At 71.4% G+C, this 18,758-nt stretch carries 13 protein-coding genes and 1 pseudogene; 9 read left to right on the plus strand and 5 right to left on the minus strand.

Annotation, left to right across the window (positions count from 1 at the left end; all coding sequences use genetic code 11):
- Positions 1-66: 66 nt before the first annotated feature.
- The 4 genes and pseudogenes from B0E54_RS10590 to B0E54_RS10605 form a co-directional block, all read right to left on the minus strand.
- Positions 67-876 (minus strand): annotated as a pseudogene (locus B0E54_RS10590) (B12-binding domain-containing protein); the annotation flags it as partial.
- Complete coding sequence (idi, locus tag B0E54_RS10595) at positions 837-1,415, minus strand: isopentenyl-diphosphate Delta-isomerase (RefSeq protein WP_234583182.1); 579 nt, start codon at positions 1,413-1,415, stop codon at positions 837-839. The pseudogene B0E54_RS10590 and the gene idi, both read right to left, overlap by 40 nt.
- The gene (crtI, locus tag B0E54_RS10600) at positions 1,412-2,893 is read right to left on the minus strand and encodes a phytoene desaturase family protein (RefSeq protein ID WP_234583183.1); all 1,482 of its coding nucleotides are present in this window, start codon (positions 2,891-2,893) and stop codon (positions 1,412-1,414) included. Before crtI ends, idi begins: the two co-directional genes overlap by 4 nt.
- Positions 2,894-2,921: 28 nt before the next feature.
- Entirely contained in the window at positions 2,922-4,064 is a 1,143-nt protein-coding gene (locus B0E54_RS10605) for a polyprenyl synthetase family protein (RefSeq protein ID WP_234583184.1), read from the minus strand.
- A 64-nt stretch (positions 4,065-4,128) separates the two neighbouring features.
- Here B0E54_RS10605 and B0E54_RS10610 point away from each other — a divergent pair, with 64 nt between their 5' ends.
- Both B0E54_RS10610 and B0E54_RS10615 read left to right on the plus strand, forming a co-directional pair.
- Entirely contained in the window at positions 4,129-5,052 is a 924-nt protein-coding gene (locus B0E54_RS10610; RefSeq protein WP_234583185.1) for a phytoene/squalene synthase family protein, read from the plus strand.
- Positions 5,049-6,371, plus strand: a complete 1,323-nt coding sequence (locus B0E54_RS10615) for a deoxyribodipyrimidine photo-lyase (RefSeq protein ID WP_234583186.1) — start codon at positions 5,049-5,051, stop codon at positions 6,369-6,371. Before B0E54_RS10610 ends, B0E54_RS10615 begins: the two co-directional genes overlap by 4 nt.
- 12 nt (positions 6,372-6,383) lie before the next feature.
- On the opposite strand, the gene B0E54_RS10620 is transcribed toward B0E54_RS10615, so the two are convergent.
- A complete protein-coding gene (locus B0E54_RS10620) occupies positions 6,384-7,460 on the minus strand; it encodes a serine hydrolase (protein WP_234583187.1) in 1,077 nt (358 codons plus the stop codon).
- Between the two features lie 90 nt (positions 7,461-7,550).
- Between B0E54_RS10620 and B0E54_RS10625 the strand changes: the two genes are divergently transcribed.
- The 7 genes from B0E54_RS10625 (at position 7,551) to B0E54_RS10655 (ending at position 18,606) form a co-directional block, all read left to right on the plus strand.
- On the plus strand, positions 7,551-9,026 hold the full coding sequence (locus tag B0E54_RS10625; RefSeq protein WP_234583188.1) for an NAD(P)/FAD-dependent oxidoreductase: 1,476 nt from the start codon (positions 7,551-7,553) through the stop codon (positions 9,024-9,026).
- 95 nt (positions 9,027-9,121) lie between these two features.
- On the plus strand, positions 9,122-10,126 hold the full coding sequence (locus tag B0E54_RS10630; protein WP_234583189.1) for a LacI family DNA-binding transcriptional regulator: 1,005 nt from the start codon (positions 9,122-9,124) through the stop codon (positions 10,124-10,126).
- Positions 10,127-10,471: 345 nt separating this feature from the next.
- Positions 10,472-11,851 (plus strand): ABC transporter substrate-binding protein, encoded by a 1,380-nt coding sequence (locus B0E54_RS10635; RefSeq protein ID WP_234583190.1) that lies wholly within the window; start codon positions 10,472-10,474, stop codon positions 11,849-11,851.
- 81 nt (positions 11,852-11,932) lie between these two features.
- Positions 11,933-12,889, plus strand: coding sequence for a carbohydrate ABC transporter permease (locus tag B0E54_RS10640; RefSeq protein WP_374109259.1), 957 nt, complete (start codon positions 11,933-11,935; stop codon positions 12,887-12,889).
- 11 nt (positions 12,890-12,900) lie between these two features.
- The gene (locus B0E54_RS10645) at positions 12,901-13,788 is read left to right on the plus strand and encodes a carbohydrate ABC transporter permease (RefSeq protein WP_234583192.1); all 888 of its coding nucleotides are present in this window, start codon (positions 12,901-12,903) and stop codon (positions 13,786-13,788) included.
- A 142-nt stretch (positions 13,789-13,930) separates the two neighbouring features.
- Positions 13,931-15,553 (plus strand): glycoside hydrolase family 13 protein, encoded by a 1,623-nt coding sequence (locus B0E54_RS10650; protein ID WP_234583193.1) that lies wholly within the window; start codon positions 13,931-13,933, stop codon positions 15,551-15,553.
- Positions 15,554-15,699: 146 nt separating this feature from the next.
- Positions 15,700-18,606, plus strand: coding sequence for a discoidin domain-containing protein (locus tag B0E54_RS10655; RefSeq protein ID WP_234583194.1), 2,907 nt, complete (start codon positions 15,700-15,702; stop codon positions 18,604-18,606).
- Positions 18,607-18,758: the final 152 nt, after the last annotated feature.

Below are 18,758 nucleotides of genomic sequence, written 5' to 3' on the forward strand. Positions count from 1 at the left end.
TCCCGGGGGTCGGGGCAGGCGGACGTCCCGACGGTAGTGGAAGCGGGTGGGGGACCGACAGGCCGGTCACGCCTCCCGGGACTGGTCCAGGGAGTCACGGACCGCCATCGCGAGCGAGACCGCCTCGGCCAGGTCGACCGGCCGGACCACCCCGGCGGGCAGGGTGTCGGCCCGCCAGCCGGGGCCGGCGGCGAGGATCAGCAGCGGGCGGCGGGGCGCGGCCAGCAGCGCGCTGAGCTGGGCCGGGTCGGCCGTGGCCCGGGTGTGTGACCAGAGCACCACGGCGGCCGGGCCGGTGCGGTTGACCGCCTCGACGAGGGCGGCCACCGGCACGCGGGCGCCCAGCATCCGGTAGCTCACCCCGGCCTCGGCGAGCGCGGCGGCCAACGCTTCCAGCGGGAGGGTGTGCTGCTCCTCGTCGGCGCAGGAGAGCAGGATCCGGGCCGGGCCGCTGGGCGCGTTGGCCTGGCTGGCTGCCGCGAACGCCTCCGACACGCATCGGGAGACCAGGTGTTCGACCTCGATCAGGCCGGAGGTGGCGGCGTGCCGGTCACCGATGCCGGCGAGCACGGGGCGCAGCAGGGTCTCCCAGGTGGCGACGACGCCGCTGGCGGCGATCGTGTGCGCGATGGTCTCGTTGATCGCCGCGGCGTCCAGGCGCATGGCGGCGCGGGCCAGGCCCCGGGCGGCCGGGCCGGCGCGGCCCACCGGGATGGCGCCCCCGCCGTCGCGCCCGGGCGGGCGGATCCGGCTGCGGGTGACGGTGTCCGCGGGCGTCCGGTCCGGTGCCTGCCGCGCCCACCGGGCCGCCTCGGCAGGGCTCACGCCCTCGGCGGTCAACCGCCGCATGGTTTCGAGGCGGGCCAGGTCGGCGGGGTGCCCGAGGGGCGCAGTAGTCGGTTCACCACCCCGCCCAGCCAGGGTGCGTACGACCGGGGGTCGCGGTCGAGTTCGGCCTCCAGGGCGGCTGGGTCGGCCCAGCGCAGCTCGGCCACCTCGTCCGGGTCGGGTCGCAGCGGGGCGGCGGGCAGGAACTCGCCGCGCAGGACGTGGTCGTACTCGAACTCGACGCGGCCGGAGGTCGGGTCCTCGGCGTAGTAGACGTAGACGCCCACCTCGGTCAGCTCGACCGGGCCGGTGCCCAGCTCCTCCTTCAGCCGCCGGTTGGCCGCCTCGGTCAGCGATTCGCCGGGTCGCGGATGCCCGCAGCAGGAGTTGGCCCAGCGCAGCGGGAAGCGGGTCTTGACCGCGGCCCGTCGTTGCAGCAGCACCTGGCCGTCCGGGTCGATCAGCAGCACCGAGAAGGCCCGGTGCAGCTGCCCCGGTGGCTGGTGGGCGGCGGCGACCGTGGTGTCCCCGCGGGCCTGCCCGGCGTCGTCGACCAGCTCGACGAGGTGGTCCTCGCGGCTCGTCATCGGCCTTCTCCGGTGATCCGGCCGGCGGCCAGTTTGCCGGAGATCAGCACCATCGGTACGCCCACGCCGGGCTGGGTGCCGGAGCCGACGAAGACCACGTTCGACAGGTCGCGGTGCAGGTTCGACGGGCGGAACGGCCCGGTCTGGAAGAGGGTGTGCGCGGCGGCGAACGGGGTGCCGGCGGCCATCCCCTGTTCTGCCCACTCGGCGGGGGTGATCGCCCGCAGCACCTCGACGCCGGCGCCGAAGCCGACGTACCCGCGCTCCTCCAGGGTGCCGATCAGTTGGTCGCCGTAGCGCTTGGTCAGGTCGCCACGCCACTCGAACGGCGCCCGGTCGAGGTTGGGCACCGGCGCGAGCACGTAGTAGGTGTGCCGGTCCGGTGGGGCCACCGACGGGTCGGTCCGGCTGGGGTTGGTCACCAGCAGCGACGGATCGGTCATCAGCTCGCCCCTGCGGATGACCTCATCGAAGGTGCCCTTCCACGCGCGTCCGAAATGGATGTTGTGGTGGGCGATCTTCGCATATCCCTGTCGTGAGCCGACGTGCAGGACGACGCAGGAGGGTGAGTAGGTGAGGCGTCGCGCGGGAGCGGCGGGGAGCAGGTCCCGGTAGGCGACCGGCAGGTCCGGGTTGAGCACCACGACGTCCGCGGGCACGAGCTCGCCGTCGGCGGTGAGCACGCCGGTGGCCCGCCCGTTCGCGGTCTGCACCTGGGTCACCGTCGTGTCGTACCGGATCTGCACGCCGTGCTTCTCGGCCGCGCCGGCCATCGCCCGGGAGACCGCGTGGATTCCCCCGCGGGGGAAGTAGACACCGGCCACCGAGTCGAGGTACGCGATGACCGCGTAGATGGCCAGCGCGTCGTGCGGGGCGAGCCCGGCGTACATCGCCTGGAAGGAGAAGATCCGCTGGGTACGCGGGTCCCGGAAGAACTGGTTGATCTTCGTCTGGAGGCGGCGGAAGGCCCCGCCGGTGAGCAGCTTGAGCAGGTTGCCGGTGATGAGGTCGGTGGGCGCGTCCAGGTTGCGCTCGATGAAGTCGGCCCGCTCCAGTCGCCACAGCTCCCGGGCGTAGTCGACGAAGCGCAGGTAGCCGTCGGCCTCCCGGGGCCCGCAGACCCGGGAGATCTCGGCCGCCATCCGGGTGGTGTCGGTGAGCACGTCGAGGGTCGAGCCGTCCGGGTAGTACGCCCGGTAGGCCGGGTCGAGCGGGGTCAGGTCCAGCCAGTCGCGCAGCTCCTCGCCGACCGCGCCGAGCGCCTCGGCGATGAGGTCGGGCATGGTGAGCACGGTCGGGCCGGTGTCGAACTCGTACCCGTCCACGGAGAGTCGGCCCGCGCGCCCGCCGGGGACCGGCTCGCGCTCCAGCACCGTCACCTGTCGGCCGCTGCCGGCCAGGTGCAGCGCGCAGGCCAGCCCACCGAGCCCGGCGCCGACGACCACCACCCGGTCCGTCCGTCCCGTCACCGTCCGCACGTGACCACCTCCTCGTCAGAATCGCTCATCAGGCCCGCCGGCTGGTGGCGGCGGTGGCCAACCCGGTCAGCGCGGTACGCGCCGTCCGGTCCACGGGTGCGCTGTCGAGCGCGGCCAGGGCGTCGCCGACCCGCTCGGCGATCATCCGCTCCACCCGGGCCACCGCGCCGGTCTCGGCGACCAGGTCGGCCAGCCGGTCGACCGGCTGCCCGTCGGCCTGCTCCAGGGCCCGGAGCTGGCCGGGCGTGGCCAGTTGCCGCGCCAGCATGAGCAGCGTGGTCGGCTTGCCGGTGCGCAGGTCGTCGCCGGCCGGCTTGCCGGTAGCCGCTGGGTCGCCGTAGACGCCGAGCAGGTCGTCGCGGAGCTGGAAGGCCTCGCCGACCGCCAGGCCGTAGCGGGTGTACGCGGCGACCAGCGCGGTGTCGGTGGTGACCCCGGCCAGGAAGGCGCCGAAGAGCAGCGGTCGCTGCACCGTGTAGCTGGCGGTCTTGTAGCGGGCCACGCGCAGCGCCCGGTCGACCGACCAGCTGGTCGGGTCGTTCTCGCCGAGCACGTCCAGGTACTGCCCGGCGACGGTTTCGACGCGCATCTGGTCGTAGCAGCGGCGGACCTCGAAGAGGCGGGCCGGGGTGATGGTGGCGCGGGCGAGCAGCTTGTCGGCCCAGACCATGCAGAGGTCGCCGATGAGCACGGCGGCCGCCTCGCCGAACCGGCCCGGGTCGCCCCGGTGGCCGGCGGCGACGTGCTGCGCGGCGAGCGCGACGTGCGCGGTGGGCCGGCCGCGGCGGGTGGTGGAGGCGTCCATCACGTCGTCGTGCACCAGCGCGAACGTGTGCAGCAGTTCGAGGGCGGCCAGCGCCGGCAGGACCGGTGGGAGGGGCTCGGTGCCGCCGACCGCCCCGCGCCAGCCCCAGTAGGCGAACGTGGACCGGATCCGCTTGCCGCCGACCAGCACGGCCTCGCGCGCGGCGGACGCGAAGCCGCCCATGGCCGCGTCGATCTCGGTGAGTGCGTCGACCTCGGCGGTGAGGAAGGTGGAGAGGGTCTCGTCGACCGCCGTGATCAGGTCCTGGGTGTACGCGGCCAGGACGGCGCGGACCGGATCGTCCCTGTCGCCCGGCCCGGTCGGCGCCATACGGGTCGCGTTGCCCGCTACTGCGTCGTTGGCCATGTGGGCGAGCGTACCCTAGGGTACGAGTTGCGTCGATTGGTGCGTCGATAATTGAGGAGGGCCGGTGGACACGGATCTCACCGCTGCCTACGAGCGCTGCCGTGAGCTGCACAAACGTCACGGGCGTACCTACTATCTCGCCACCCGGTTGCTTCCCGCGTGGAAACGACGACATGTACACGCCCTCTACGGATTCACGCGGTACGCCGACGAGATCGTCGACCGCACCGAGGACCTGCCGCCGGCCGAGCGAGCCGCCCGGCTCGACGACTGGGCCAGCCGGTTCGTGGCGGGTCTGCACGGTGCGCCGGTCGACGACCCGCTGCTGCCGGCAGTGCTGCACACGATCGCCATCTTCGACCTCGACCGGGACGACTTTGCGTCGTTTCTGAAGAGCATGGCGATGGACCTGACCGTCACGTCGTACGCGACGTACGACCACCTGCTCGACTACATGGAAGGCTCGGCGGCGGTCATCGGCACCATGATGCTGCCGATCCTGGGCAGCACCGATCCGGCGGCCGCCCGCGAGCCGGCCCGCCAGCTCGGCTTCGCCTTCCAGCTCACCAACTTCATCCGCGACGTCGCCGAGGACCTCGACCGGGGTCGCACCTACCTCCCCGACGAGGATCTGGCGAAGTTCGGCGTCACCCGCGAAGACCTGGCCGAGGCCAGCGCCCGCGGGCGCGGAACGTCCCGGACGCGCGAGCTGATCGAGTACGAGGTGACCCGGGCCCAGGCGCACTACGCCGCCGCCGCGCCCGGCATCACCATGCTCGCGCCGGCGTCGCAGGCGTGCATGCGCACCGCGTACGCGCTCTACGGCGGCATCCTCGACGAGGTGGCCGCGCAGGACTACGACGTCTTCACCCGCCGGGCCCTGGTGCCACAGCGGCGGCGGATGGCGGTGGCCGCCCGCGCCCTGCTCACCTCGACGGGTACCCCGGTCACGATCCCCGGGCCGACGGTCCAGCCGGCGGCCCGGTGACGGCGGGCACCGCGATCGTGCTCTTCACCCGCGACCTGCGGGTGCACGACCACCCGGCGCTGGCCACCACCTGCGCGGCGTTCGACCGGGTGGTGCCGCTGTACGTGCTCGACCCGGCTCTGGCCGGGCTGTCGGCCAACCGCACCCGGTTCCTGCACCAGGCGCTCGCCGACCTGCGCGACGCGCTGCGTGAGCGCGGCGGCGACCTGGTGGTGCGGCGCGGTGACCCGGTGGCCGAGACGATCCGGTTGGCTGGCGAGGTCGGCGCGACAGCTGTGGCGCTCTCCGCCGACGTCAGCCGCTACGCCAGTCGGCGGGAGCGGCGACTGGGCGGCGAGTGTGAGCGGCACCGTTTGCGCCTGCGGCTCTTTCCGGGCCTGACGGTCGTCGAACCGGGTGCGTTGCGACCCGGCGGCGGCGACCACTACCGGGTGTTCAGCCCGTACCACCGGGCGTGGTCGGCCGCGCGGTGGCGCGACGAGTTGGCCGCACCCCGCCGGATCGCGCTGCCCGACGGGGTGCGCGTGGGTCGGTTGCCGGCACCGCCGGCCGGGGAATCGCCGGACGCGGCGGTCGGCGGCGAGCGGCCGGCCCGACAGCGGCTCACCGAGTGGCTGCCCGAGCTGGACCGGTACGACGACCAGCACGACGACATGGCCGGCGACGACACCTCCCGACTCAGCCCGTACCTGCGCTTCGGCTGCGTGTCCCCGCTGTCGGTGGCCAACCGTGCCGGCGACCGGTCCGGGCCCTTCGTCCGGCAGGTCTGCTGGCGCGACTTCTACTACCAGGTCACCGCCGCGTTCCCGGAGATCTCGACGGCCGCCTACCGGCGGGGCGCCACGGAGGAGTGGCGCTACGACGACGACGCCCTGTCGGCCTGGGCGCAGGGGCGGACCGGAATGCCGATCGTGGACGCCGGGATGCGGCAGATGCGGGCGCAGGGTTGGCAGCACAACCGGGCGCGGCTGATCACCGCCGGCTACCTCACCAAGCACCTGGGGCAGGACTGGCGGGCCGGCGTGAAGGTCTTCTTCCGCTGGCTGATCGACGGGGACGTGGCCAACAACTCGGGCAACTGGCAGTGGGTCGCCGGCACCGGCAACGACACCAAGCCGTACCGGGGGTTCAACCCGGTCCGGCAGGCCGAGCGGTACGACCCGGCCGGCGACTACGTGCGCCGCTGGGTGCCGGAGCTGTCGCAGGTGCCGGGCAAGGCCATCCACCAGCCGTGGAAGCTGCCCGACGACGTCCGCCGCACGGTGGACTACCCGCCGCCGCTGTCCGTGCCCGGCACCGATCCGGTCTGGTTGCGGTGAGGCGTCGGTGCGTCAGAGCACCGAGTGCAGGGCCTCGGCGAGCTCGTCGACCCGGTCGTGCTCCGCGAGCTGCGCCGTGACGTACGCGAGGGCGTAGCCGCGTTCCGGGTCGGCCCACGCGCTGCTGCCACCGAGCCCACCCATGCCCCAGCTGCCGTCCGGCTCCCACTGCATACCCAGCGTCCACCGGACCCGGCGGTCCAACACCAGGTCCGGTCCGTCGTACTGGACCCGGGTGGCCTCGTCGACGAGGCCGGGGCTGAAGAGCCGTACGCCGTCCAGGACGCCACCGGCCAGCAGGCCGGCGTAGAGCCGGCCCAGGCCGGCGGCGGAGGCGTGCAGGTTGACCGCCGGCATCTCGGCGCCCCGCCACAGGGGGCTGTTCAGCACGGCGAGGTCCAGCCCGCCCGCCGGGTTGCCCATCGCCCGGGCCCGCAGTGAGCCGGGCTCGCCGAGCTTCCGGCTCGGCCACTGTGGGTCGCCGTAGCGCAGGTCCGCGCACCGTCGCTGGTCGGTCGCGGTCAGCCCGAAGCCGAGGTCGAGCCGCCACGGGCCGGCGATCTCGTCGGCCAGGAAGCGGCCCACGCCGCGGCCGTCGACCCGGCGGACCAGCTCGCCCACCAGGTGGCCGTACGTCCAGGCGTGCTCTCCGGCCAGCGATCCGGGCGGCCACTCGGGGTCGGCGGCGGCCAGGTCGCCCGCGAGCAGCGCCCAGTCGGTGATGGCGGCCGCCGGCCGGGGCACCGGAAAGGCCGGCAGCCCGGCGGTGTGTGACAACACCTGCCGCACGGTGGCCGGGGTGCGGAATTCCGGCCAGTACCTCTCGACGGGCGAGTCGAGGTCGACCCGCCCCCGGTCGACGAGCAGCAGCAGACACAGCGCGGCCACCGGCTTGCTGACCGAGTAGACGTTGACCAGCGTGTCCGGCCGCCACGGTCGGCCGGACGGCCCGTCGGCGGTCCGGGAGCCGCCGACCAGATCGAGCACCGGCTGGCCGTCGTACCAGACGGTCAGGCCGGCGCCGGACTCCCGGCCGGAGGCGAGCAGGTCGTGGAAGCAGTCCCGGACGGGGTCGAAGCGTGCAGGCATCGGATCACCGTAGGCGGTGGGACGGGGTGGGAGTGCCGACTTTCCCGGACCCCGGTGGTCGGGGTGGGGCGGCTGGGGGATGCTGTTCCGATGGCGGAGCCGGAGCTGGTGGATGTGGTCGTGGTGGGGCTCGGGGTCGGCGGCGAGGAGGTGGCCGGGCGGCTCGCCGAGGCCGGCCTCAGCGTGGTCGGCGTCGAACGGGACCTCGTCGGCGGCGAGTGTCCGTACTGGGGCTGCATCCCGAGCAAGATGATGATCCGGGCCGCGAACGCGCTGGCCGAGGCGCGTCGTGTCGACGGGCTCGCGGGCACGGCGCAGGTCCGGCCGGACTGGGCGCCGGTGGCGAAGCGGATCCGCGAGGAGGCCACCGACAGCTGGGACGACAGGGTCGCGGTCGAGCGGTTCACCGGCAAGGGCGGCCGGTTCGTCCGGGGCAGTGGCCGGCTCGACGGCCCGGGTCGGGTCCGGGTCGGTGACCAGGTGTTCCAGGCCCGGCACGGTGTCGTCCTGGGCACCGGCACCCGACCCTCGGTGCCGCCGATCGACGGCCTGGCCGACACGCCGTACTGGACCAACCACCAGGCGATCGAGGTCGAGCACCTGCCCGAGTCGCTGCTGGTGCTGGGTGGGGGCGCGATCGGGCTGGAGCTGGCCCAGGTCTTCGCGCGCTTCGGCGTCCGCGTCACGGTGGTGGAGGCGCTGGACCGGGTGCTGGCCGTCGAGGAGCCCGAGGCGTCCGAGGTGGCCGCCGCAGCGCTGCGCGCCGACGGCGTCGAGATCCACACCGGCGTACGGGCCGAACGGGTCGAGCACGACCGTGACAGTTTCACGCTGCGCGGCGGCGGTGGGGCGGAGTTCACCGCCGAGCGGCTGCTCGTGGTGACCGGCCGCCGGGCGCACCTGGAGGAGTTGGGGCTGGACACGGTCGGTGTGGACGCCACCCAGCGCTACCTGCCGGTGGACGACCGCCTGCACGTCACCGACGGCATCTGGGCGGTGGGCGACCTGACCGGCGAGGGGGCGTTCACCCACATCGCCATGTACCAGGCGGGGATCGTCGTGGCCGATCTGCTGGCCCACGCCCGGGAGGCGAAGGCGGGGGCCGACGCCAGCGGAACCGCCAGCGTCGTCGGCGGCGCGATGGGCGCCTCCAGTTCGCTGGCCGCGAGCGGGTCGAGCGGGTCGGCCGGCACCGTGCCGCGCGCCGACTACCGCGCACTGCCCCGGGTGACCTTCACCGATCCCGAGGTCGGGGCCGTCGGGCTGACCGAGCAGCAGGCCCGCGAGCGCGGTATCAACGTGCAGGTCGGGTTCACCAAGCTGGGCAGCTCGACCCGTGGCTGGATCCACCAGGTCGGTGACGAGGGTTTCATCAAGCTCATCGCGGATGCCGACCAGGGCGTGCTGATCGGCGCGACGTCGGTCGGCCCGGCCGGTGGCGAGGTGCTGTCCGCGCTGGTGGTGGCGGTGCACGCGGCGGTGCCGTTGAGTCAACTGCGGCACATGATCTACGCGTACCCGACCTTCCACCGCGCCATCGAGGACGCGCTGCGCAACCTGTCCTGACGGCGCTGAACGGTGATGAGGCACAACAGCGTGACAGCAAAATTCGACCATTCTGCTGTTCATTTCTTTCATTCAGGTGACGTACGATTGCGGCCGTGACCAAGCGGTTGACTGAAGTTGCCAAGAAGGCGGGCGTCAGCGAGGCCACCGTCAGCCGGGTGCTCAACGGCCGGGACGGGGTCTCCGAGACGACCCGGACGGCGGTGCTGACCGCGCTGGACGTGCTCGGCTACGAGCGGCCGACCAAGCTGCGCGGGGAGCGGGCCCGGCTGGTCGGGCTGGTGCTGCCCGAGCTGCAGAACCCGATCTTCCCGGCGCTCGCCGAGGTGGTCACCGGGACCCTCGCCCAGCGGGGCTACACCCCGGCGCTCTGCGCCCGCACCATCGGTGGCGTGTCCGAGATGGACTACGTGGAGATGCTCCTCGACCACCAGGTCTCTGGCGTGATCTTCGCGGGTGGCTCGTACGCGCTCGCCGACGCCAAGCACGACCACTACCGGCGGCTCACCGATCGTGGACTTCCCGTGGTCCTGGTCAACGCCGGTGTGGACGAGTTGGGCTTTCCCCGGGTCTCCACCGACGACGCGGTGGCGGTGGAGCAGGCGTACGGGCACCTGCGTTCGCTCGGCCACGAGCGGATCGGGATGGTGCTCGGCCCCGAGGGGCACGTGCCGTCCCGTCGCAAGCTGGACGCGATGGTCCAGGCCGCGGGTTGGGGCGACGCCGAGCGGGAGTGCGTCGAGCGATCCAGCTTCTCGATGGAGGGCGCGCGGGTCGCCGCGACGAAACTGGTCGAACGCGGCGTGACCGGCATCATCTGCGCGAGCGACGTGCTGGCCCTGGGCACCATCCGTGCCGCCCGGCGACTGGGTCGCGCGGTGCCGGCGGACATCTCGGTGGTGGGCTACGACGACTCGGCGTTCATGACCTGCACCGACCCGCCGCTGACCACCGTGCGGCAGCCGATCGAGACGATGGGGCAGGCCGCGGTGGACCTGCTGGTCACCCAGATCGAGGGTGCCGGCGTCCTGCAGGACGAGCTGCTGTTCGAGCCGGAGCTGGTGGTTCGCGGCTCCACGGCGCCCGCGCCCGGCCGCTGAGCGTGCCCCTGCCGTACTAGACCGACCGCCCACCGGCCGTCGACCGCTTCCCGCGGTCGGCGGCCGGTTTTTCGTGGTCGTCCGCAGCGCGCGAGCACTGCCGGATCACCCGCGGACCAGACCAACCGGAAAGCCATCAAACCCGGCGCAAAACACGTCACTGTCGGTGTCTGCCGTAACTATGTCGTGTCTTTTCAAAACCCCGTCGACACCTTGCTGAAATGAGTCGCCCTCGTTACAGTGACTCCACTCACACCTGGCTCCGGCGCAGCTACAGGGCGTCAGGTCGCATCACCGCAGATCAGCGCATCTCATGGAGACACCCGTTCCCGAAGGGATGGACAGATGTCCGTACCGCAATACCGAAGGGCTGCGGCGCTGGCGCTCGTGGCCGGCCTGGGGTTCAGCCTCACGGCATGCTCCACGAAGAGCGACGACAAGGACACGACCGCCGGCGGCAAGGTCACCATCACTGTCGACTGCCAGCCGGTCGGCGCCCAGAAAGAGCTGTTGAAGAACTGGAACGACGACGTCGTCGAGTTCCAGAAGCAGAACCCGGACATCGTCGTCAAGAGCGTGAGCGTCGGCGAGCAGTGCAACAACCCGCCGGACTTCACCGCCCGCCTCGCCGGCGGCACGGTGACCGACGTGTTCTACGGGTACATGACCGATCTCCAGCAGGTGCTCGACTCCGGTCAGGCGATGGACATCACCGGTGTCGTCAACAAGGACACGATCCCCACTTGGGACAGCGTCGACCCGGCGCTCAAGGAGGCCTTCACCGACGGCGGCAAGCTGTACGCCGTCCCGGTGAAGAACTACTCGATGGGCCTGGTCTACAACAAGGTCCTGTTCGAAAAGGCCGGGCTCGACGTCAACAACCCGCCCAAGACCTGGGCCGACGTCCGTGCCGCCGCCAAGAAGATCTCCGCCCTCGGCAACGGCATCGCCGGCTACTCCGAGTACAGCGCCGGCAACACCGGCGGCTGGCACTTCACCTCGCTGCTCTACTCGCAGGGCGGCCAGGTGCTGACCCCGGACGGCAAGAAGGCCGACTTCAACAACGCGATGGGCAAGCAGGTCCTGCAGAACATCAAGGACATGCGGTACGGCGACAACAGCATGGGCTCCCGCCAGCTGCTCCAGTGGGGTGACCTGCTGACCAACGCCGGAGCGGGCAAGGTCGGCATGTTCATCGGCGCCCCGGACGCCACCCAGGCGATCGTCAGCCAGTTCCAGGGCAAGTTCCAGGACTGGGCGATGGCTCCGCTGCCCGGCCAGGACGGTCCGGCGAAGGGCACGCTCGGCGGCGGCGAGGGCTACTTCTTCAAGAAGGACCTCTCTCCGGAGCAGGTCAAGGCCGGTCTGAAGTGGATCGCCTACCAGAAGCTCACGCCGGGCAAGGGTCAGTTCGACTACGTCCGGGCCAAGCCGCAGAACTACCCGGTGGGTCTGCCCCAGCCGCTGCTGTTCGCCAACGGCAGCGACGCGCAGAAGCAGGAACTCGAACTGCGTAAGGCGAACGCGAACGTCGACACCGCGAACTTCGCGATCTTCGAGGCGACCCCGGTGCCGATCAAGGGTGAGCCCCGCAACGCGCAGGCGATCTACGCGGTCCTCGACGCCGCGATGTCCGGGGTGCTGACGAACCCGAACGCGAACATCGACGCGCTGCTCAAGACGGCCGAAGAGAAGGTCAACCAGCTCCTGGCCGCCGAGAGCTGACCGGCAGGTGTGGGGGCTGGTCCGCCGGCCCCCACACCCGGCGCCGCACCGTCCGCGTCACTGACTTCCGCAGGAGTTGCCTTGGCGATCACCGCCGTCCCCCAGGCCCCCAGGAAACCGGGTCGCCCGATGTCGCCGTACGCGACAGGGCCGCAGCGCACGAGCCTCGGCCGCAAGGTACGGGACAACCTCACCGGGCACGCGTTCCTGATCGGCGCCGTGCTCTGCTTCGTGGTCTTCTCCTGGTACCCGATGGTCCGCGGCATCGTCATGAGCTTCCAGCGGACCAGGCGCGGCGAGACGACCTGGGTGGGCTGGGACAACTACTCCCGTCTCATCGCCGACCCCAGCTTCTGGCCCGCCTGGAAGAACACGCTCTACTTCACGGTCCTCGCGCTCGTGCTCGGCTACGCGGTGCCGTTCTTCGTGGCGATCCTGCTCAACGAGTTCCGCCACGCCAAGGGATACCTGCGGGTCCTGGTCTACCTGCCGGTCATGCTGCCGCCGGCCTCGGCGCTGTTCCTCTTCAAGTTCTACGCGTACGACCCCAGCGAGGCGGGGCTGTTCAACGCGATCCTGAAGGCACTGCACCTGCCCACCTCGCAGTGGATGCAGTCGCCCGAGATGACCATGCCGGCCATGGTGATCGCGTCCACCTGGATGAACATGGGCGGCGCGGTGCTGATCTACCTGGCGTCGTTGCAGAACATTCCCGGTGAGCTGTACGAGGCGGCGGAGCTCGACGGCGCGGGGATCTGGCGGCGGATCCGCCACGTCACGATCCCGCAGACCCGGTTGATTCTCGCGCTCCTGGCGATGCTGCAGATCGTCGCGACGATGCAGCTCTTCATCGAGCCGCTGATCCTCGCCAACGGCGCGGGCGCCGAGGATTCCGCGACCTCGGTGGCGTACCTCATCTACCAGCACGGGTTCTTCCAGAACGACCTCAACGGCGCCGCCGCGCTGGGCGTGATCATGCTCGTGGTGCTGGCCGGCTTCTCCGCCGTCTACGTGCGGCTGACTGCGAAACAGGACTAGGACGGCGCCCAATGGCACAGGATTCCGGTACCCGGACCCTCATCTCCCACTCCCAGCTGAGCCGGGGGCGCGGCAAGGTCATCTACTGGACGCTGCTCGTGGTCGTCGTCGCGGGTTTCACGCTCGTCTTCCTCGGGCCCCTCTACTGGATGGTCACCGGCGCGCTCAAGTCCGGCCAGGAGATCGCGCAGACCCCGCCGTCGCTGTTCCCGAAGGACCCGCAGCCGCAGAACTACATCGACGCGTGGAACAACCTGGCCCTGGCCAAGCTGCTGTTCAACACGTTCTACTACGCCATCGGGGCGGTGCTGTTCCAACTCGTCCTCGACAGCGCAGCCGCGTACTCCCTGTCGAAGCTCCGGCCGATCTTCGGCAACACGATCCTCGCCCTGATGCTGGGCACCCTGATGATCCCGGCGATGGTCCTCATCGTTCCGCAGTACGTGACGGTGCTCGACCTGCCGATCCTGCACATCAACCTGCTCGACTCGCCGTTCGCGATCTGGCTGCCGATGGTCGCGAACGCCTTCAACATCTTCCTGTTGAAGCGGTTCTTCGACTCGATCCCGGAGGAGTTGATGGCCGCCGCCCTGATGGACGGGGCGTCGTCGCTGCGCACGCTCTGGTCGATCATCCTGCCGCTGTCGCGTCCCATTCTCGGCGTCGTCTCGATCTTCGCCGTGACCGCGGTCTGGAAGGACTTCCTCTGGCCGAAGCTGGTCATGCCGTCGCCCGAGACCCGGACGGTGAGTGTCGGCATCTACACCTTCGCCGGTGGTACGCCGATGAACGTGGTGATCGCCGCGTCGGTCATCGCCGCCATCCCGACTGTCATCATCTTCCTGATCTTCCAACGGAACATCATGTCCGGTCTGACCACGGGCGGCATCAAGGGATAGCCCACGACCGCATCCACCCGCGCGACGAACGACGACAGTTCGTCCCGACACATATCTCCCTGCGGCGAACCCGCCGACGTACTGACGCAGAAAGCAGGTGCTCGTGTCCACAGCTGACAGAAGTCCGTGGTGGCGTGGAGCCGTGATCTACCAGGTGTATCCCCGGAGCTTCGCCGACGGCAACGGCGACGGCATCGGTGACATCGCCGGCATCCGGTCCCGGTTGAACCACCTGTCCGCGCTCGGCGTCGACGCGATCTGGTTCAGCCCCTGGTACCCGTCGCCGATGGCCGACGCCGGGTACGACGTGTCCGACTACCGCGACATCGATCCGGTCTTCGGCACGCTCGCCGAGGTGGAGGCGCTGATCGCGGAGGCGCACGACCTCGGCATCCGGACGATCGTCGACGTGGTGCCCAACCACTGCTCCGACGCGCACCCGTGGTTCCAGGCCGCGTTGGCCGGCGGCCCGGGAGCGCCCGAGCGGGACCTGTTCTGGTTCCGTCCCGGTCGCGGCCCGAACGGTGACCAGCGGCCCACCGACTGGGTCGGCGAGTTCGGCGGCGAGACCTGGACCCGCACCACCAACCCGGACGGCACGCCCGGTGACTGGTACCTGCACCTGTTCGCCCCCCAGCAGCCGGACTTCAACTGGGACCACCCCCGGGTGCGGGCCGAATTCGAGGACATCCTGCGGTTCTGGTTCGACCGGGGCGTCGACGGCATCCGGATCGACTCCGCCGGTCTGCTGGTGAAGGACGGGACGCTGCCCGAGGTCGAGCCGGACCGGCCGCACCCGTTCCAGGACCTCGACGGGGTGCACGACATCTACCGGGGCTGGCGTCGCGTCGCCGACGAGTACGCCGACCGGGCGCTGATCGGTGAGGTGTGGCTGCCGGACCGGCAGCGGTTCGCCAACTACCTGCGCCCCGACGAGCTGCACGCGGCGTTCAACTTCGACTTCCTCGGCTGCGCGTGGGACGCCTCGGCGCTGCGCGAGAGCATCGACGGGACGCTCAGCGCGCACGCGCCGGTCAACGCGCCGGCCACCTGGGTGCTCTCCAACCACGACGTGACCCGGCACGTCACCCGCTACGGCCGGGCGGACACCACGTTCAGCTTCGCGGCCAAGCGCGAGGGGATCCCCACCGACCTGGAGCTGGGCACCCGCCGGGCCCGGGCCGCCGCGCTGCTGTCCCTGTCGCTGCCCGGCGCCGCCTACGTCTACCAGGGCGAGGAGCTGGGGCTGTGGGAGGTCGAGGACATCCCGTACGCGCTGCGGCAGGACCCGATGTGGGAACGCTCCGGTCGGATCGACCCCGGTCGCGACGGCTGCCGCGTGCCGCTGCCCTGGGCCGGGGACGAGCCGCCGTTCGAGTTCAGCCCCGAGGGTGCCGCCGCGCCGTGGCTGCCCCAGCCGGCCGACTGGAAGGACCGCACGGCGCTGGCGCAGACCGGCGACGCGGCCTCGATGCTGGAGCTGTACCGGGCGGCGATCCACCTCCGGCGGGCCGAGGCGGCGCTCGGCGACGGTGAGCTGACGTGGCTGCCCGCCCCGGACGGGGTGCTGGCGTTCAGCCGCGGCGGTGGCTTCCGCTGCCTGGTCAACCTCACCGACGGGGCGGTGCCGCTGCCCGCCGACGGGGAGTTGCTGCTGGCCAGTGGCCCTCTCGACGACGGTCTGCTGCCGTCGGACACGGCCGTCTGGCTGCGTACCCCCGAAGAGGTGGACGGACCGCGCGCGGACGCCGCCGCCCTGACCTGATCCGACCGACGTGGTGCCGGCGGTCCCGTCCCGACCGCCGGCACCGCACCACCCGAGCACCGCGCCCGAGAAAGGAGTACGAGGGACCGCCACGCCGCACCGACACGGGGGACCTGGCCTGCCTGACGAAAGGGAGAGCGCAGCTCATGGCCAACCACACCACCGCCACCCCGCACCATCTCCGACACCCGGCGCGCGCCGGGCTGGCCGCGATCGCCGCCACCCTGCTCGCCGCCACCTCGCTGACCGTCCTGGCGGTCACCGGCAGTGCCACCCCGGCCTCGGCGGCGGGGTTGTCCCCCTTCGACATCTCCGGCCGTGGGGCCACCGTCCCGTTTCTCGAACAGGAAGCCGAGAAGGCCGCCCACAACGGCACGAAGATCGGCCCGGACCGGCGCTACGGCACGCTGCCGTCGGAGGCGTCCGGCCGCGAGGCGGTCACCCTCGACGCCGTCGGCGAGTACGTCGAGTTCACGCTCACCGCCCCGGCCAACGCGGTCACCTTCCGGCACAGCCTGCCGGACAGCCCCTCCGGCACCGGCCGGGACGCCGCCCTCGACCTGCGGGCCAACGGCACGCTGCTGAAGTCGGTGCCGGTGACGTCGAGGTACGGCTGGTACTACGGCGGATATCCGTTCAACAACAACCCGGGCGACACGAACCCGCACCACTTCTACGACGAGACCCGGACGATGTTCGGCACCACCTACCCGGCCGGCACGAAGATCCGGTTCCAGGTCTCCTCGACCGCCCAGTCGCCGTCCTTCACGATCGACCTCGCCGATTTCGAGCTGGTCGCTCCGGCGATCACCAAACCCTCCGGTGTCATCGACGTGGTCACCGACTTCGGCGCCGACCCGAGCGGCGCGACCGATTCGACAGCGAAGTTCCAGGCTGCGGTCGATGCCGGAAAGGCCCAGGGCCGTGCCGTCTGGATCCCGACCGGCACCTTCACCCTCTGGGACCACGTGGTGGTCGACGGGGTGACCCTGCGTGGCGCGGGCCCGTGGTATTCGGTGCTCGGCGGGCGGCACCCCACCGACCGCAAGCGGGCCGCCGGCATCTACGGCAAGTACGTCCCCGGCGGCGGCTACACGGGTGAGATCCGGTCGCACGAGGCCGGCGGGCCGAGCCGCAACGTCACGCTGCGGGACTTCGCGATCATCGGCGACATCCGCGAACGGGTGGACGAGGACCAGGTCAACGCCCTGGGCGGGGCGATGACCAACTCGGTGGTGGACAACCTGTGGCTGGAGAACACCAAGGTCGGGGCGTGGATGGACGGCCCGATGGACAACTTCACCATCCGCAACAGCCGGATCCTGGACCAGACCGCGGACGGGGTGAACTTCCACACCGGCGTCACCAACTCGACGGTGACCAACACGTTCGTGCGCAACACCGGCGACGACGCCCTGGCGATGTGGGCGCAGAGTGTGCCGAACGTCAACAACTCCTTCACGCACAACACCATCGGCGTGACGCTGCTGGCGAACCACCTGGTCAGCTACGGCGGCCGGGACATCAAGATCACCGACAACGTGACCGCCGACTCGCTCACCAACGGCGGTGGCATCCACGTCGCCAACCGCTACCCGGGCGTGCAGGGTGACACCGCGGTCCGGGGCACCTGGACGATCGCCCGGAACACGCTGATCCGCAACGGCAACTCGGACTACAACTGGAACTTCGGCGTCGGGGCGATCTGGTTCTCCGCCCTCAACGAGGCGTTCAGCCAGGCCACCATCAACATCACCGACACCGACATCCTGGACAGCTCGTACGCCGCGCTGCACTGGATCGAGGGCCAGACCAGCGGGATCAACCTCACCAACGTACGGATCGACGGCGCCGGCACGTACGCGCTCCAGGTGCAGGCACCCAGCCAGGTGTCGTTTACGAACGTGCGGGCCACCAACATCGCGCAGAGCAACCCGATGCACAACTGCGTGGGCGGCGGCTTCCAGATCACCCAGGGCTCCGGCAACTCGGGCTGGTACACGTCGACCCCGTACTGCGGCCCGTGGCCGGAGCCGCAGTGGGGTGGCGGCCCCAGCACCCCGCCGACCACCGGCCCCACCACCCCGCCACCGACCACCGCACCCCCGACCACGCCGCCCCCGACCACGCCGCCGCCCACCGGCGGGAACCTGGCGCTGAACCGGTCGACGACCGCGACCAGCACCAACCAGAGCTACACGGCGGGCAACGCCGTCGACGGCAACGCGGCCACCTACTGGGAGAGCGCCAACAACGCCTTCCCGCAGTCGATCACCGTGGACCTGGGTGCGGTCCGCTCGGTCGACCGGGTGGTGCTCAAGCTGCCCGCCGGCTGGGAGCAGCGCACCGAGACGCTGTCGGTGCTCGGCTCCACCGACGGCTCGTCGTACGCCACGCTGGCGTCGTCCGCCGGTCGGGTCTTCGCCCCGGGCACGGGCAACACCGTGTCGATTCCGCTGCCCTCCGGTGACCGCCGCTACGTCCGGGTCACCGTCACCGGCAACACCGGCTGGCCGGCCGCCCAGCTCAGCGAGGTCGAGGTGTACGGCGGAACCGCCACCACGCCGCCGCCGACCACCGCACCCCCGACGACGGCCCCGCCGACCACCGCCCCGCCGACGACGCCCCCGCCCAGTGGCAACCTCGCCGCCGGACGGTCGATCACCGAGACCAGCCACTCCGACGTGTACGCCGCGCCCAACGCGGTGGACGGCAACGCCAACACCTACTGGGAGAGCGCCAACAACGCCTTCCCGCAGTCGCTGACGGTGGACCTGGGCGCCACCCGTTCGGTGTCCCGGGTCGTGCTGAAGCTGCCGCCGTCGTCCGCGTGGCAGACCCGTACGCAGACGCTGTCGGTGCTCGGCTCCACAAACGGCTCGACCTTCAGCACCCTGAAGTCGTCCGCCGGCTACACCTTCAACCCGGCCAGCGGCAACACGGTCACCGTGACCTTCACGGCGACCAGCCAGCGGTACCTGCGGCTGACCGTCACCGGCAACACCGGCTGGCCCGCCGGCCAGCTCAGCGAGTTCGAGGTCTACTCCAGCTAGGCCGACGGCCCCCGCCCGAGCGGGGCGGGGGCCACCGGTCGGGAGCCCGGCGCAGCGCGGCGCCGGCCCGCCCACACCCGTCCCACACCGCACCGTCCCCCACCTGTCGCGGCACGACGGGCGTACCCCTGCACCCGTCACCGGGCAACGCA

This window comes from Micromonospora sp. MH99, assembly GCF_021442385.1.
Classification (GTDB): Bacteria; Actinomycetota; Actinomycetes; order Mycobacteriales; family Micromonosporaceae; genus Micromonospora.

Coding starts and splice junctions, on each gene's coding strand:
- idi (WP_234583182.1), bottom strand. CDS start 1,415: ATGACGAGCCGCGAGGACCACCTCGTCGAGCTGGTCGACGACGCCGGG.
- B0E54_RS10605 (WP_234583184.1), bottom strand. CDS start 4,064: ATGGCCAACGACGCAGTAGCGGGCAACGCGACCCGTATGGCGCCGACC.
- B0E54_RS10620 (WP_234583187.1), bottom strand. CDS start 7,460: ATGCCTGCACGCTTCGACCCCGTCCGGGACTGCTTCCACGACCTGCTC.
- B0E54_RS10625 (WP_234583188.1), top strand. CDS start 7,551: ATGGCGGAGCCGGAGCTGGTGGATGTGGTCGTGGTGGGGCTCGGGGTC.
- B0E54_RS10635 (WP_234583190.1), top strand. CDS start 10,472: ATGTCCGTACCGCAATACCGAAGGGCTGCGGCGCTGGCGCTCGTGGCC.
- B0E54_RS10645 (WP_234583192.1), top strand. CDS start 12,901: ATGGCACAGGATTCCGGTACCCGGACCCTCATCTCCCACTCCCAGCTG.
- B0E54_RS10655 (WP_234583194.1), top strand. CDS start 15,700: ATGGCCAACCACACCACCGCCACCCCGCACCATCTCCGACACCCGGCG.